Origin of the sequence: Pelosinus sp. IPA-1 (assembly GCF_030269905.1) — a bacterium.
Lineage (GTDB): Bacteria > Bacillota > Negativicutes > DSM-13327 > DSM-13327 > Pelosinus.
In genome coordinates, this window is sequence record NZ_BSVC01000001.1 from 305,592 (window position 1) to 322,065 (window position 16,474).

16 protein-coding genes are annotated in these 16,474 nt (G+C 37.6%); 13 read left to right on the forward strand and 3 right to left on the reverse strand.

The window, feature by feature from the left end; all coding sequences use genetic code 11:
* The first annotated feature begins 62 nt into the window (after positions 1 to 62).
* Entirely contained in the window at positions 63 to 1,007 is a 945-nt protein-coding gene (gene fliB, locus QSJ81_RS01335; protein ID WP_285715612.1) for a flagellin lysine-N-methylase, read from the forward strand.
* Positions 1,008 to 1,090: 83 nt separating this feature from the next.
* Here fliB and QSJ81_RS01340 read toward each other — a convergent pair whose 3' ends face one another.
* Positions 1,091 to 2,305 (reverse strand): 6-phosphofructokinase, encoded by a 1,215-nt coding sequence (locus QSJ81_RS01340; protein ID WP_285715613.1) that lies wholly within the window; start codon positions 2,303 to 2,305, stop codon positions 1,091 to 1,093.
* A 572-nt stretch (positions 2,306 to 2,877) separates the two neighbouring features.
* Here QSJ81_RS01340 and QSJ81_RS01345 point away from each other — a divergent pair.
* On the forward strand, positions 2,878 to 4,176 hold the full coding sequence (locus QSJ81_RS01345; protein WP_285715614.1) for an NCS2 family permease: 1,299 nt from the start codon (positions 2,878 to 2,880) through the stop codon (positions 4,174 to 4,176).
* A gap of 54 nt (positions 4,177 to 4,230) precedes the next feature.
* On the opposite strand, the gene QSJ81_RS01350 is transcribed toward QSJ81_RS01345, so the two are convergent.
* Positions 4,231 to 4,929: a Crp/Fnr family transcriptional regulator gene (locus QSJ81_RS01350; RefSeq protein WP_285715615.1), complete on the reverse strand. Its 699-nt coding sequence runs from the start codon at positions 4,927 to 4,929 to the stop codon at positions 4,231 to 4,233.
* 175 nt (positions 4,930 to 5,104) lie between these two features.
* Between QSJ81_RS01350 and ric the strand changes: the two genes are divergently transcribed.
* From ric to QSJ81_RS01385, 7 genes are all read left to right on the forward strand, one after another.
* Positions 5,105 to 5,818: an iron-sulfur cluster repair di-iron protein gene (gene ric / locus QSJ81_RS01355; protein ID WP_285715616.1), complete on the forward strand. Its 714-nt coding sequence runs from the start codon at positions 5,105 to 5,107 to the stop codon at positions 5,816 to 5,818.
* A 73-nt stretch (positions 5,819 to 5,891) separates the two neighbouring features.
* Complete coding sequence (locus QSJ81_RS01360) at positions 5,892 to 7,082, forward strand: anaerobic nitric oxide reductase flavorubredoxin (RefSeq protein ID WP_285715617.1); 1,191 nt, start codon at positions 5,892 to 5,894, stop codon at positions 7,080 to 7,082.
* 70 nt (positions 7,083 to 7,152) lie between these two features.
* Positions 7,153 to 7,308, forward strand: coding sequence for a hypothetical protein (locus tag QSJ81_RS01365; protein WP_285715618.1), 156 nt, complete (start codon positions 7,153 to 7,155; stop codon positions 7,306 to 7,308).
* Between the two features lie 153 nt (positions 7,309 to 7,461).
* A complete protein-coding gene (locus tag QSJ81_RS01370) occupies positions 7,462 to 8,241 on the forward strand; it encodes an SDR family oxidoreductase (protein ID WP_285715619.1) in 780 nt (259 codons plus the stop codon).
* A 371-nt stretch (positions 8,242 to 8,612) separates the two neighbouring features.
* Positions 8,613 to 9,911, forward strand: coding sequence for an NCS2 family permease (locus QSJ81_RS01375; RefSeq protein ID WP_285715620.1), 1,299 nt, complete (start codon positions 8,613 to 8,615; stop codon positions 9,909 to 9,911).
* A 180-nt stretch (positions 9,912 to 10,091) separates the two neighbouring features.
* Complete coding sequence (locus QSJ81_RS01380) at positions 10,092 to 11,426, forward strand: DEAD/DEAH box helicase (RefSeq protein WP_285715621.1); 1,335 nt, start codon at positions 10,092 to 10,094, stop codon at positions 11,424 to 11,426.
* Positions 11,427 to 11,488: 62 nt separating this feature from the next.
* A complete protein-coding gene (locus tag QSJ81_RS01385; protein WP_038668578.1) occupies positions 11,489 to 11,851 on the forward strand; it encodes a VOC family protein in 363 nt (120 codons plus the stop codon).
* 73 nt (positions 11,852 to 11,924) lie between these two features.
* On the opposite strand, the gene QSJ81_RS01390 is transcribed toward QSJ81_RS01385, so the two are convergent.
* Complete coding sequence (locus QSJ81_RS01390) at positions 11,925 to 13,052, reverse strand: HD-GYP domain-containing protein (protein WP_285715622.1); 1,128 nt, start codon at positions 13,050 to 13,052, stop codon at positions 11,925 to 11,927.
* A gap of 377 nt (positions 13,053 to 13,429) precedes the next feature.
* Here QSJ81_RS01390 and QSJ81_RS01395 point away from each other — a divergent pair, with 377 nt between their 5' ends.
* The 4 genes from QSJ81_RS01395 (at position 13,430) to QSJ81_RS01410 (ending at position 16,470) form a co-directional block, all read left to right on the forward strand.
* Complete coding sequence (locus QSJ81_RS01395; RefSeq protein WP_285715623.1) at positions 13,430 to 15,409, forward strand: LTA synthase family protein; 1,980 nt, start codon at positions 13,430 to 13,432, stop codon at positions 15,407 to 15,409.
* A 212-nt stretch (positions 15,410 to 15,621) separates the two neighbouring features.
* Positions 15,622 to 15,819 carry a hypothetical protein gene (locus QSJ81_RS01400; RefSeq protein WP_038668587.1) on the forward strand — a complete coding sequence of 66 codons (198 nt, stop codon included), beginning with the start codon at positions 15,622 to 15,624 and terminating at the stop codon, positions 15,817 to 15,819.
* Positions 15,820 to 15,893: 74 nt separating this feature from the next.
* Positions 15,894 to 16,088, forward strand: a complete 195-nt coding sequence (locus tag QSJ81_RS01405) for a YwbE family protein (RefSeq protein WP_285715624.1) — start codon at positions 15,894 to 15,896, stop codon at positions 16,086 to 16,088.
* Between the two features lie 34 nt (positions 16,089 to 16,122).
* Positions 16,123 to 16,470: a poly-beta-1,6-N-acetyl-D-glucosamine biosynthesis protein PgaD gene (locus QSJ81_RS01410; RefSeq protein ID WP_285715625.1), complete on the forward strand. Its 348-nt coding sequence runs from the start codon at positions 16,123 to 16,125 to the stop codon at positions 16,468 to 16,470.
* Positions 16,471 to 16,474: the final 4 nt, after the last annotated feature.

Sequence of the window (16,474 nt, forward strand, 5' to 3'; positions counted from 1 at the left end):
AGGGATTTATTAGAATATTAAGGAACAATATATCAATAAAAGTTATCGAATGGAGATAATACATGTATATTTATCTTGATATTATAAAAGAATTTTCTTGTGAAATGTGTGGACAATGTTGCCGCAATGATTGGCAGGTTACAATGGATGAAGAGAGTTATAGCCGCAATGCCTTATTATTTAAAGAGAGGGGCAGGGAAGAAGAATTTTCAAAGGCATTTATCCCCATTACAGGGAAAGGGGAGCTAGGTGAATATGCCTACATTGCAAAAAAAACCAGTGGTGGTTGTTGGTTTTTAGCGGAAGATCATCTTTGCCTTCTTCAAGGTGAGGCTGGTCATAGTCATCTTGATGCGGTCTGTCAGACTTACCCTCGCTATCCGATGAATACAGCTAGAGGAATGGAATTAACATTAAGTTTCAGCTGCCCAGCAGTTATTAAACTTGTCAGTCGAATTGAGCCCATAAAGATCTTGCGTTCAGAGGAACCACCTATGGTAATACTCCCCAATAATTATGTAGTTCATATATTTCCTGAACAACAATCTATTTATAATCCATTACATTATTATTTTGAAATAGAACATCATTTGCTTGATATTATACAGTGCAGACAAATTACCATAGGAGAGCGCATACAGCTCCTGAAAGAGACCATTTGGAAAATCGATGACTTAAAAAAAGATGATACCTTAGGACAAAAATTGAATTCCATTATCTATACTAATTATGAATTGATGGATGGGAAAGAAGCCATTACACAATCTACAGAGCATTGCACTCCAGAAATACTAATGGAAAACTTTTTTGTGAATTTTATCTTTAAAAAACCTTTCTATTTATATGGTCTTCAAAAGGGCATAGACCTTATAGAAAAGATATGGCAAGCTATTGAAAGTGTAAGAAAACATGCTGATAACTTACCAAAGGATATGGAGGATATCAGTCAGTCGATTATGGAGCTAGAATTACAATATAGTCATAACCGAAAAAGTTTGCTAACATGAAGATAAGGAATTGTATCAATAAACCTCCAATTATCTACAATTGATAACTGGAGGTTTATTGCTTTATGTTAAATAGTATTTTTTTATTTTAATATTTTTGCAACTTTGGGAGCTCTTAGTCTAGTTGCTGAGGGAAGATTAGAACCAAGCAGCGGTCTAAGATAATCTTTGAAAGCATTTGTTACATGATTGCCAGCAGCATTGATGAAATTATCAGGCATGTGCTTTGTTTTACCTGCTAAATCGGCCAGCGGTGTCATTTTATATTCTACTGCATAATCTCCTATACGATGAATTGTAACGGAACCATCGCAGTTAGTAGCGAGGGCAAATTGCACGGCTTTTTCGCCGACTTCTCGGGCTTCCCGTTGATCCACGTCGGAAGCACAGCCGAGGAAACAGCGCTGAATATAACCGAAAGTATCGCTACGAACTCTAGAAATTCCTAGTTTTTCTTTCACAGCTTGGGTAAGTAAATCGCCTAAGGCTCCTGTTCCCGACATGGTTACATTGCCATGGGCGTCTTTTTCTACATCTTTTAGTAAACTTAAAATAATAGGGCGGTCAGAAGAGTCTTTGATACCTTCTGATACTGCTACAACACAATAACCATACTGTAAATATACTTTCTGTACATCAGCAGCGAAGTTATCAATGTTAAATGGACGTTCTGGTAAGTAGATAAGATGAGGACCATCATCAGGAAATTTTTGTGCCGCCGCTGCTGCTGCAGTTAAAAAACCGGAATTCCTTCCCATGACGACACCGATATAGACTCCTGACAATGCTCTCATATCAAGGTTAATCCCCGAAAATGCCTGCATTACAAAACGTGCGGCAGAGCTATAGCCAGGTGTATGGTCATTAATCAATAAGTCATTGTCAATGGTTTTTGGTATATGAATGGCACGAAATTCATAATTATCCAGCTTAGCTTGTTCACTCACAATATGTACCGTGTCAGCAGAATCATTGCCGCCAATGTAGAAGAAGTAACGGATATCGTGGGCTTTTAATACTTTGAAAATTTCTTTACAATAGTTTTCATCAGGTTTAACGCGAGTAGAAAACAGGGCTGATGATGGGCTTTGTGCCACTTGCTCAAGATTACAGGATGTTTCTTGGCTTAAATCAATAAAGTCCTCATTCAAAATGCCTTCGACCCCTCGTAAGGCACCATAGATGTTCGTGATTTGACTATATTTTCGTGCTTCTGCAACCACTCCTGCCATACTTTGATTAATAACGGCAGTCGGGCCTCCCCCTTGGGCAATTAGTGCTTTTCCAATCAATTTCATATTAGCCTCCTGTGTTCAAATTATATATGTCATATTATCAGTGAAGCAAATGCTATGTATCTGATCCTATAAACAAAAAAGTGTAATAATATGAAATACCAAAGGCGGTCAGTTAAAGAAGACTTGATTCAGATGGAGTTAAAACTTCATCTGAATCTTAGCCCTTCTTATCCAGGGACTTAGCCGCTCTTAACTCCCACTTATATAAGTGATCCTTGGGGCCGGAGACCCTTAGAGCGAACTTATTTCGAGTTTACAGCCTGTTTCCCTGACCATAAAGGGCAGGGAATTACAGACTGTTAACGAGATGAAGATGGGAGTCTTAGAGCGGTTTAGTCATCGGATAACCAAACCTGCCCATAATGTGGTAAATCATTCTTCAAAAAATATAAATGTCCTGCCGATGAAATCCATTTAAGTTGAAATAATGGAAATATTCGCAAAAAAGTATAAGAATGATAAATTCATATAAGCTTTTGAAGGCAGGCCATCTCATTCTAGGTATTGTGTATACATAATACCATAATATGTGTTATAATGTCGCTTACTATTTATTATTAGAGGTGTGATATATGGAATCATTATTTAAGCTAGGGGAAAGAGGAACGAGTGTATCAACGGAGGTTTTAGCAGGTGTAACAACATTTTTAACATTAGCCTATTCTGTAATTGTTATCCCCTCCGTGCTGAGTTTGACGGGTATGGATTTTAACGGAGTTTTTATGGCAGTCATTTTGAGCAGTGTAATTGGTACCCTAATTATGGGTTTATTTGCAAATTATCCTATTGTTATCGGACCAGGATTGGGCTTAAATGCGTATTTTGCTTTTAGTGTAGTAAAAGGTGGAGGATTTTCCTGGGAAGTGGCGTTAGGAGCTGTTTTTATATCGGGTATCATGTTTTTGTTAGTGTCTCTTACTGAATTTCGCTCCATACTAATTGATGCCATTCCTGCTAGTTTGAAGCATGCTATCACAGCGGGAATTGGTTTTTTTGTGTGCTTTATTGGGCTTCAGAGTGCCAAAATTGTAGTGGATTCTCCTGCCACTTTAGTAACGCTAGGTAAGCTTTCAGAACCAATACCATTATTAACGATTATTGGACTTGTTGTGTCTCTTGTCTTGCTAACTTACCGGGTAAAGGCTGCTCTATTTATTGGTATGCTGGTAACTGCAGTGGTCGCTTACGCTATGGGATTTATGTCTTTACCGTCTCAGTTTATTGTTATGCCTAATGGACTAGAGCATACTTTACTAAAACTAGATATACAAGGTGTCCTAGATTCAGGTTTATATTCTGTTATTTTTACCTTCTTTTTGATTACTTTATTTGATACGACAGGTACCTTGCTGGGGATGGCAGAGCAAGCCAGATTATTAGTAAATGGTAAATTCCCAAATGCAAAAGGTGCTTTCTTAGCCGATGCAACAGGTACGGTTGCTGGAGCCCTCTTGGGGACTAGTCCAACGGCTACTTGTATAGAGTCTAGCGCAGGTGTAGCAGCAGGGGGACGTAGTGGATTAACGGCTGTTACAGTAGCTATTCTGTTTTTAATTACTTTGTTTTTTTCCCCGATTGCGAAGATGTTATCAAGTATTCCTTCAGTAACAGCACCTGCCTTGATTATCGTTGGCTTTTTTATGATGAATGGCTTGCGTGATATTGATTGGCAAAACATTGAGGAAGCCTTTCCGGCATTCTTAGTCGTAGCTGCGATGCCACTTACCTATAGCATTGCGACAGGTATTGGCATTGGATTTATCGTCTACCCATTACTAAAATTAATGAGGGGTAAAGGGCGAGAGGTTCATCCGATTTTATATTTATTTATGGTCTTATTCTTTATTCAAATTGGAATCTTAAATCACTAATAGGAAAGAAAAAACAGCTAGTTCGGCCTGTGTAGGCCAGCTAGCTGTTTTTTCTTAAAGTGAGTAATGCCTAAGTTTATCGAGAAGTAGTATTTGTTTCGGACTACTGATTTTTATAAATCCTTCTGCCTGTAGTTTTGAAATTTTACGGCTTAAGGTCTCGCGTGTAGTGCCGAATAGGCTGGCTAGCTCATGTCTTGGCAAATTAATGGTGAGTCGGGTGCCTTGAGGTGTAATGACTCCCTCTTTTTCTCCCATAATGCGCAGCCACGTAATTAATCGTTGTTCAATGGTTTGTAATGAAAGATTACTAATGAATTTCTCAGCGTAGGCAAGTCTTTCTGTTAGAGCATGCATCACACCTGCGGAAATTTCTGAGTTTTCCCTCATAATGTTTTTCAAGTCATCTCGGGAAAGTAGACAAATCCCTGTATCTTCCAATGTCTCTGCATTAAGAAGATAGTGCTGTTCATCCATCAATAATGCTAGCTCTCCGAAGAAGTCTCCAGGTTCTAGTAGGCGCACAATTTGTTGGCGACCATCCTCTGACATTTCATAGACCTTTACCCGTCCATAACGCACAATGTAAAGATGTTTGGCGATGTCTCCTTTATTAAAGAGTACTGTGCCCTTATGATAATTTTTCTTTCTAATTAGCATATTAATTTTTTGCAATTCATTGATGTGCAGCATCTTAAAGATAGGTACGATACTAGCGCAAATGTGTTCTATTTGGTCTGTGCAATTATGCATATGAATACCTCAATTATTATCTATATTCTTTTCTCTATTATAACTTGTTTAAGGCATAAAGTTAATTATAGAAAATTGATTTATATCACTTCTTTTAATCGGCATAGATAGTATGATTAAATCAAAGTTGTGGGAGATACTGTAGTTAAATAGATTATTTTGGAGGTAAGGAATTATGGAAAAGAAATTTACATCTAGTCAGGCTGTGGGTGCTATTGTTGCAGAATTCCCTCAAGCGGCTGAAATTTTTAAAGGATACAGAATCGATTTTTGTTGCGGCGGCGACAAAACGCTAAAAGTAGCAGTACAAGAATTAGGGCTTGATGAGAATACTGTATTAGAACAATTAAACCAAGCCTATAGTAAAACAGTAAATCAAAGTAAGAAAAGTGACGAAGTCGATTGGCGTAAGGAGTCCTTTACTACTCTTGTAGATCACATTGTCAATACACATCATCTGTACTTACAAAAAGAACTACCACAAATCAGTGAATTTGTAACAAAAATCTTACGTGTTCATGGTCAAAATCATAGTGAATTAACGAGGGTACATAAATTATTCCATACATTAAAAATGGAATTAGAGCAACATCTGATAAAAGAAGAGGAGATACTGTTTCCTCTTATAAAACAATATGAAAAGAATCCATCCGATCAGTTACTTGATAAAATTAAACAGGTGACCAATGATATTGAAGAAGAGCATGAGCAAGCAGGAGATATTATAAAAGAACTGCGTAACATTACTAATCAATATGAGTTGCCCGCGAATACTTGTACAACCTATCAACTTGCATATCAAAAATTAGAGGAAATGGAGTCGGATATTTTTCAACACATTCATTTGGAAAATAATATCCTTCATCCCCGTTTGCAAGGTAGAATTTAAGGATCTAAATAAGAGAGAGTAGCGTGAGAGATAATAATTTCTAAAGATGAAATAAAAGTGTGGGGGAATAAAGATGAGCTTTAAAATTAGAGACGGTCTTACATGGGTAGGGAAAATTGACTGGGAATTACGGACATTCCATGGCGAAGAATATTCGACTCACAAAGGGACATCTTATAATTCTTATTTGATTCAGGACGAGAAGACAGTGTTACTAGATACAGTTTGGATGCCCTTTGCCCACGAATTTATTCAGAACTTAGAACGCGAAATTCCGTTAACAAAAATTGATGCTCTTGTCATTACTCATGGTGAAGTTGATCATAGTGGAGCCTTACCTGAACTAATGAAAAAAATTCCTAATGTACCTATTTACTGCACAGCCAATGCGGTGAAATCCTTAAAGGGACAATATCATCAGGATTGGAATTTTAAAATAGTTAAGACTGGGGATAAGTTGAATTTAGGTTCAAAAGAACTCATCTTTGTAGAAGCACCAATGCTACACTGGCCCGATACCATGTTTGCCTATATGACAAGTGATAATATCTTGTTCAGCAGCGATGCCTTCGGTCAGCATTATGCATCAGCGCTCATGTACAATGATCTTGTGGACCAAGGAGAATTGTACCAGGAATGCACAAAATATTATGCTAATATCTTGACTCCTCTAAGTAAATTTGTTGATAAAAAGATCAAGGAAGTTGTAGGCCTGAATTTACCAGTTGATATGATTTGTTCTAGTCATGGCGTTATTTGGCGCGATAACCCATTACAAATTGTTACTCAATATGCTAAGTGGGCCCTAGATTACCAAGAAAATCAAATTACCATCATATATGATACTATGTGGAATGGCACTCGTCGCATGGCCGAGGAAGTTGCCAAAGGAATACAATCAGTAGATGATAAAGTAGTTGTAAAGTTATTTAATAGTGCAAAAGCGGATAAAAATGATATTATTAGCGAAGTGTTTAAATCAAAAGCAATTATTCTGGGTTCTCCCACAGTTTACAAAGGAGTATTGTCCTCTATTGCAGGGATTATGGAAGAAATAAAAGGTTTGGATTTTAAAAACAAGAAAGCTGCTGCTTTTGGTGCTTACGGATGGAGTGGGGAAGGGACTAAGGTTTTATCTAGTTTACTGCAAAGCAGTGGTTTTACCTTAGTCAATGACGGATTGCGTGAACTATGGAACCCAGACGAGCAGGCTATTGAAAATTGTAAAAAATTCGGTAGGGATTTTCTCGCAATGATCAAATAAAAGCAGGAAAAATAGATAGATATCGTGAAGAGTAACTAATCATAAATTTCTTGATGCAGGAGGATGGGTTTTGTCTGATATTATTACTCTTCTATTAATGATAGGTGTACCGTTTTTTTTATTTTTAGCAGTGAAAAAAAGGGTAAAGCAAGAGAGTAGCTGGAAATTATATGCAGGTGTAGCTGCAGGCATTTTTGTATTACTAATTATTATTGCAAAAATGTAAATAAGATCAAACATTGACTTTTTAGCAATAGTCAATGTTTGTTTTGTTACTTTCATGGATATCAGCAGGGAAAGATTGGGGAATGTAGAAAGAGAATAGATAGATTCATTAATGAAAAATGGTTCATGTAAATGAAATAGGAGGCTATAGGATATGAAGACATTGCAGAATAAAATTGTATTCATTAGCGGCGCCAGTAGTGGAATTGGTAGGGCTTGCGCTGAATTGTTTGCACAGGCAGGGGCAAAAGTAATCCTGTGTGCAAGAAGTGTTGAGAAGGTACAAGAAATAGCCGATGTTTTAAAGGCTAAGTACCAAACAGATGCATTAGCGCTAAAGCTTGACGTCCAAGATAAAAACGCAGTAAACGAGATAGTGGATACATTGCCTTCCGAATGGGAAAAAATAGATATTCTAGTCAATAATGCAGGTTTGGCCCGCGGTTTAGAAAAACTTCACCAAGGCGATGTAGAAGATTGGGAAGCTATGATTGACACTAATGTTAAGGGGTTATTGTATCTGACGAGAAAGATTGTTCCTCAAATGTTAGAAAATAAAGTGAATGGGCATGTCATTAATATCGGTTCCATTGCTGGCATTCATGCTTATCCAGGTGGTGCAGTCTATTGTGCTACAAAATCAGCAGTCAAATTTTTAAGTGATGGACTTAGAATGGATGTGGTAGATACACCGATCAGAGTCACTAATATTCAGCCGGGTATGGTTGAAACCAACTTCAGTGTAATTAGGTTCCACGGCGACAAAGGAAAAGCTGACAATGTATATGATGGGATTAAGCCTCTTGTTGCAGAGGATATAGCAGACATTGTTGTATATGCAGCCAGTGCACCAGCTCATGTTCAAATTTGTGAAGTAACAGTTACACCTACCAACCAAGCTACGGGTGGTATCTTACATAAAGAGAAAAAATAAAGAAGACTAAGATTCAGATGGAGTTTTAACTCCATCTGAATCTTAGCCCTTCTTATCCAGGGACTTAGCCGCTCTTAACTCCCACTTATATAAGTGATCCTTGGGGCCGGAGACCCTTAGAGCGAACTTATTTCGAGTTTACAGCCTGTTTCCCTGACCATAAAGGGCAGGGAATTACAGACTGTTAACGAGATGAAGATAGGAGTCTTAGAGCAGTTTAGTCATCGGATAAATAGATTGCTAAGAGAACCATCTAAACAGAAATGTTTAGGTGGTTTTTTAGTATATACATACTTAGTGATATATGATAAAATAAATTTCGGCCTTTTGGCCAAAATACATAATGAGAAAAAAGAATAGAGGTGTTCTAATTGAGTTCATGGTTTCGACTAGAAGAGCGGGGAACTACGATATCGACTGAAATCATTGCTGGTATCACTACTTTTTTAACAATGGTGTATATTGTCATCGTAAATCCTGCTGTTTTACATATTGCTGGCATGGATTTTGACGGTGTATTTATGGCGACCATTTTAGCAAGTGCTTTAGCAACTTTGATTATGGGGATATTTGCTAATTATCCCATTGCGATAGCACCAGGCATGGGGATGAATGCATACTTTTCCTATAGTGTTGTATTAGCAAGCGGACATTCTTGGCAGGTAGCACTAGGAGCCGTATTTATAACAGGAATTATATTCCTATTGCTTTCCTTAACCAAATTTCGTTATGTTCTCATTGATTCCATTCCTACAAGCTTAAAACATGCAATTACTGCAGGTATTGGTTTATTTATCTCTTTTATTGGGCTACAGAATGCGAAGATTGTGGTTGCCTCCCCGGCAACCTTAGTAACATTAGGTAATTTAGGTGAACCAATTACCTTTATGTCAATCGTTGGTCTTGTCATTGCCCTAATCTTAATGGTTTACCGTGTCAAAGGTGCCATATTTGTTGGTATGCTGATTACTTCTGCTATTGCCTATTTTCGAGGTATGTTAGTATTGCCAGATAGTTTGTTTATGGTGCCCCATGGTATTGTAAATACTGCGTGGCAAATGAATGTGGCGGGCGTATTTGAGCAAGGGCTCTATGCAGTGGTATTTACATTCTTACTGATCACCTTGTTTGATACGACGGGTACTATGTTAGGAGTAGCTGAGCAGGCTGGATTGTTAAAGGACGGGAAGTTTCCTCGTGTACGAGGAGCACTCTTAGCCGATGCCGTAGGTACCACCGTAGGAGCTGCTTTAGGTACGAGCCCAACTTCTGCCTACATTGAATCAAGTTCGGGTGTTGCCGTAGGGGGACGTACCGGTTTGACGGCTGTCGTAACGGCAATTTTGTTGCTGGTTACCTTGTTTTTTGCGCCTGTAGCAAAAATGTTGGCGAGTATACCAGCTGTTACGGCACCTGCTTTGATTATTGTCGGGTTCTTCATGATGGAAGGATTACGGAGTATTGATTGGGGAGATTTAGAAGAAGCCTTTCCAGCTTTTTTAATTGTGATTGCCATGCCTTTAACTTATAGCATTGCTACAGGTATTGGTATTGGATTTATTGTATATCCTATTTTAAAGGTACTGCGTGGAAAAGCAGGTGCAGTTCACCCTATATTATACGTATTTGCAATATTGTTTTTCATACAGCTAGGCTTTTTTAGCCATTGATGCAAAGAGAGTATTAGACGAAATGATGCTAATACTCTCTTTCTTGAAGGTAATCTTTATAGAGTATTTCCAGGAAATATGGCAAATGATTTCTCAATAATAAGGCATATGGTATGAAATAGTTGTACAAACTGGTATAATGACGAATAATCCAGAAGGATGAAGAAGAGGTGTTTTTAAATGGCTGATTTTAGTTCCCTAGGTATTAGACCCGAAATTAATGCTATATTGGCACAAAACGGTATTACCGTACCCACAGATATACAAATACAGGCGATTCCGGTTTTACTGGCAGGTAAGGATGTTGTCGGACAATCTCAAACAGGTACAGGAAAAACTTTGGCATTTGTTTTGCCAATTTTAGAAAAAATTGAAGTGAATAAACCCATCGTACAAGCTTTAATCATTACTCCAACGAGAGAATTAGCCCTTCAAATTACGCAGGAAGTAACCAAATTGGCGGATAAGCTAGGAGTTCAGGTATTATCTGTATATGGTGGGCAAGATGTAGATCGACAAATCAAGAAATTAAAAAGTGGTGCTCAAATTGTAATAGGTACTCCTGGTCGCTTAATGGATCATTTACGACGCAAAACTATTTATCTTTCAGGGGTAAGTAAGCTAGTATTAGATGAAGCGGATCAAATGCTACATATGGGATTTTTGGATGATGTGGAGGAATTAGTTCGTCAGACATCCCCCAAACGACAAACGATGCTCTTTTCAGCAACTATGCCCTCTAAGGTTCGTGGACTTGCAGATCGTTATATGCGAAAACCCGTTGACATTCGGGTACAAACCTCTAATATTACATTAGACGAAATCAAACAGATCATGGTAGAGGTTCCAGAACCGGAAAAGATGGCAAAGCTATGTACCATGATTGACGAATATCGCCCTTACTTGGCTATCGTTTTTTGTCATACAAAGCAGCGTGCCACGGCCGTGAATATGGCCCTTTCGCAGAAAGGGTATGATACAGATGAACTTCATGGAGATTTGTCTCAGGCAAAGCGTGAGCAGGTTATGAGACGTTTTCGTGAGGCGAAAATTCAGATCTTAGTAGCAACGGATATTGCGGCTAGAGGATTGGATGTAGAAGGAATTACTCATGTATTTAATTATGATATTCCACATGATGTTGATAGCTACATTCATCGTATTGGACGAACAGGACGTGCAGGACAAACTGGTATGGCAATTACTCTTATCGATCCTCATGAGCAGCCTTATGTGCGCCTCATTGAACAAGGGATCAGTGCATCCATTGAGAAACATAAAGTAAGTGGTCAAAGAGTAATTAGTAAAGATAAGAGAAGAGTTTTCCAAGAAAAGGGAGAAGAAAAAACAAAAGTACGAGTAGAAAAGAAGGAAAATCCATTTATCCTAGGAAAACCAGAGAAAAAAAAGCCAGTCGGTCACAGTGGGGCTAATATCAGAAGCCGACGTAAACCAAAGGATACTGAGAAGTCCAATCAGCAGTTCCAAGGCAAAAGCAAAGGCAAAAAAAAGTAGAACTTGACAAGGTCTTACTCTATTCTTATATAATATAATTAGTAAATAAAGGAGGTCGGGTTATGAATTTTAAATTTGCTCATAACAATCTAAATGTTTTAGATTTGAAAAAAAGCATGGAGTTTTACGAAAAAGCTCTGGGACTTGTAGAAACAGCAAGACGTGAAAAGGAAAATTTCACCCTTGTTTTTTTGGGCGATAACCAAACACCACATAAGCTAGAATTAACTTGGTTGAAAGATCGAACTACTTCCTATAACCTAGGGGACAATGAAATCCATCTTGCCTTTATTACCGATGATATGGAAAAAGCTCATGCGTTACATAAAGAAATGGATTGTATTTGCTATGAAAATAAGGCAATGGGTATTTATTTTATCCAAGATCCAGATGGATACTGGCTAGAAATAGTGCCTCAAAGATAATAGAAATAGAAGACTTAAAATGAAAAAACGACAGGTTGTTAGCTAACAGCCTGTCGTTTTTGCGTGTACTTCCTTATAAAGTTAACTTTGCAATAAATACATCTTTATTTTTGCTTAAATCAATAAATTGACCATTATCTGTACGGACGACAAGAGACATAAAGAAAGGATGATTATAAATAATTTCCGCCTTGCGCCCATCGTTTAGTTCTACATTTAAATTAAAATCAAAGCTTTCCAAGTAATGATCAAAAATATCGATGATAGCTGTATTGAATTTCGTTGCACCTTCTTGTGTTAACTTGGTACGAATTGCAAAAAAGTCAGGAGTTGTACCTTTTTCATGGAGTAAAGAATCAAAGAGATTCGCATACCCAACAATTTGTGCATAAGGATGAATTTTGGCGGCAGACAAGTGTAGCGGAAAACCACTACCATCTAGGTATTCGTGATGATGTAACAAGATGAGAGTTGCTTCTCGCGGGAGGCCTAGACTTTTCACTAAATCGTAGCCAGCTTGTACATGTCCTTGGTAAAGGGACTGCTCTTCTAAAGATTTGCAATCATCTTTACTAAAGATATTGTCCGGTAATTGTATTTTACCTATATCGTGGATTAAGGCACCTAACACAATGGTATGGATGGCATCCTCTGAATAACCTAACAACTTAGCTATCTTTGCAGAAATAATCGCGACAGACATACTATGATTGATTAAGTTCTCATGTCGGTCAGCAGTAATTTCCCGCTGCAAGGTATAGGCAAGTACGCCTGTTGTTGTTGTCGCATATTTGCAGATAATGTTGGCGATCACTGTCAATGAGGTAATGTCTTTCGATTCTTTAAGGTCTAATAAGATCTTTGAGAATTTGTGGCTAATATCACCATATTGTTGTGAGGATTTCTCATTAAAAATAGAGGTTATTTCAGTTGGTTCCGTTTCTGCGATTGTTTTTATTTTGTCAAAGAGTTGGCTGTTCTTTGCGATGATTTCATCGAATTGTAGAGATAAGCGTAAATCATCATCGGTGTCCTTTTCTTCACGTAACCGAATTTCATGCACTCCCCATAATGCTAGCAGTGAAATTGTTTTCTCAGAGAGAGTAGTGCCTGCTGCTAGTAGAACTTGCCCTTCTGGGTTTAAAATGTGTTCTGCGATTATATCGCCGGGTTTTAGCTCTTTTGTTTTGGCTTTAATCATGTTATATCCTCCTAGTTGAAAAACTCTAAATGAGTTTTTTACCTTTGTTCCGTGCAGCTAAAAAACATAGTTTAAAATAATTTACATTTTATAACAGTTGTAATCATAGCATTGTTTATAGAATAAAACATTTTCTAGGTATGTACCTCTATCAAAAGGTATAGAGATGCAAAAATACTAGGAAAAATCAATAAAAGTTTACTTATTAAAATCATATAACAAAATCGAAAATTTAGCGAGAAGAATTTGTCGAAGTATGGGAAAATAGATGGAAAATTATAATCACCATCACAGAGTAAGAAAAATGCAGGATAATGTTGATAAATCTAGAAATACAAGAAAGCAAGGAATATGTTATAGGAAGGATGTTTATTTAAGTGTCAAGGTGGGAAGAGTTAATTAAAAATATTCAACAAGATGTTAAATTATTTTTATTTATATTAGGAGTTTTTTGTTTATTTCGTATTGGCTTTATTACGGTTTTAAACTCTTATATTAGTGAGGCGACTACGCTTAAAGATATATTTTTAGCCTTATATTATGGCATACGGATAAGTTTGAAAAGTGCAGGTTTAGTGGCACTTACATCCTTTGCGTTTTGTACAATTCTTACTTTATTTATAAAGAAGGATAAAGTAAAACATGTTCGCTATATCCTAGGTTCCGTTTATATTGCAATACTAAGCCTTTTGTTTTATGCAAGAATTCCTTATTATGAACAGTTTCACATGGGGTTTAACCAACTATTATTTAATACCTTCAATGATGATGTGACCGCAATTTTTCATACGTTAGTCCAAGAATACAATCTACCCATTCGCCTTGTCATGACTGGGCTGACGGGATTATTTTTATCCCAAGCATTAAAAGCATTACTCCGTACCAAGACATTTGAATTGCCGCGTTTTTCTACATGGTATAAAAATATTGCCTTTCGTGTATCCCTGCTGGTTCTTATTTATTATATTGTAATATTTGTGCGTTTTGGTGGAAGTATGACTTATGCCTATAATATTGACTGGGAAAATTCAGGGGTTACAAAGGATGAATTCCTAAATGAAGCCATTTTAGACGATGTGCAAGCATTATACCGTGCGTATACCCTTCATGAACGGGTAACTGCATCTACCGGACTGGACATGGACCCAGGGCGAATGGTAGAGTATGGTAATTATTTGGCTGGTCATCAGGTTGATTCACAAAATGTAGATGATTTTCTAAAGAAAGAGGCCCAAGGGACAAAAATTAAAAAGCCACAGCATGTATTTTTGATAATTGGGGAAAGTTATGCAAACTGGCCTTTGCTGCCGCAATATAAAGATTTGAACATCGCAAATGGGATCAGAAACATTATAAGCAAAGAAGATGCTGCTTACGTGCCCACATTCTTGCCCAATGGTATGAGTACGATCTCTGGGATTATGGGAATTACTACAGGATTAGCGGAGGCTAATCTATATCTGACTTACTTGCCTGAATCTTATAAAGAGCCTTACTCCACAGCCCTTGCACCACAAATGAAGAACTTAGGATATAAGCCTAGGTTTTGGTATGCAGGACCGACTTCTTGGGAACGAGTTAAGGATTTTACCTTGGCCCAAGGTTTTGAAGAGTTTTATGGTATGGGCGATATAGAGAGTCAGTCTGGGAATGTATGGGGCTGCGATGACAAGTATTTATTTAAAGCTGTTGCCGCAGGAATCGATGATCCTCGCCCCACTTTTGATGTGATTATGAATATTTCGAATCATGCTCCTTATACTGTGGATTTAGAGAAGGAAGGGTTTGATCAGGATAGCGTGATTAGGGGCTTACCTGATAAATTAAAGGAAGATAAAGAACTCATTAAAAAATTAGGACATTTTTGGTATGCAGATAAGGTTATGGCCGAATTTATTGAGGAAATGAAGCAAAAATATCCAGATAGTTTGTTTCTCATCGTAGGTGATCATGCGGACCGTTTGAATATCCAATTAAATCCTAGTCTTTATGAACGCTATGCCATTCCTTTTATTGTCTATGGAAAAGGCATTACTAAAGATATTTTTCCCAAGCAGGTATCAGGTAGCCATATTAATGTAGCGCCAACCTTGCTTGAATTACTTTCCCCCCAAGGTTCTGTGTATCATTCCCTAGGGAATAGTTTGACGCGAGGCAATGATATCGGCTTTAATTACGGACTTTGGGTTACTCACGATTCAATCGGGAGAATAGGAAATGAGAGTGCGGAAAGTGTGACGGGGACACAGCCTGAAGAGCCTCCTGATTTAGCTCTTATCCAGAAAGATATTGATGCCCGAAGGGCGATGTCCTGGTGGCGAGTTAAAAACGGGAAAAATATGAATGCTAAAGAATGATTTGAACAGGACTTACCAATACTATGTAGAAGTAATAATAACCAACTGACAAAGAGGTTTTAGAAAACCTGCTGGTATTGCGGACAATAAAGTTATAAGAGATTTCTCTTGTAACTCTGAAGAAACCAAATAAAAGTAGATGTAGAAGATTTACAACTAGCATATTGAAGGTGCAATTCGTCCAATATGTTATGTTATAAAGGGGAAGTAAAATGACAAGATCCTTTACCTTATATAGTGATCAATTAAAGAAGCTTTTGCTTCAAGTAGAACAAAATGTGCAAAAAAATCCGTTGGCCACTGACGGTATTACTATTATGATTTCAGATGGTGATCCTTGTTTAAAAGTGTTTCAAAAGGTGGGCCATGATTGGATTTATTTAGATCAAGAAGAGTTTCGTGAATGGTAAATGCCAAGAAAAAAGACCCTGTACATCTTTGATGTACGGGGTCTAAAGTTGTGCTAAAAAGAAGGAGCAATAGTATGAATGGGACAGAACGAAAAAATATTAGACCGGGTACGAAAGTGAAAATTGTGCAAAAACAAGATCAACGTACCGGGCGGTTAACGGAAGGTGTAGTAAAAGATCTTTTGACTAATAGCGCGATTCATCCTCGGGGCATAAAAGTTCGTCTAGTGAATGGTATCGTAGGTAGGGTGCAAGAGATCGTTGGTTAATGTATTCTTAGATTCATGAAGGTAGGAGAGCTATGTGGACTATATATTGGTTACCAAATCAAGAAAAGATCGAAGAAACAAAAAGAAGGCAGTTAGCAGAAAACTATTTTTTCAGGGGCTAAAATCTCTCTTTGTTCTGTTGGCGTGGGCATTTTTAGTATATTTATTCCAACCGTTTATTACTGCTGTAGTATGGTGGCAAGGATATCAGCGACTACTACTAGGGAAAGCCACTGCTGTAGCCGCCGTAGTAAAAGTATTTACGATGATAGAATATGTCGTTTGCCTCGGAGTTTTATTATTTTTGGCCATGCTTTCCTGGCAAGAGTGGAAGAAATGGCATTCTTTACACCTTGTGGAAAACGATGTAGTAAAAAAATAAATAA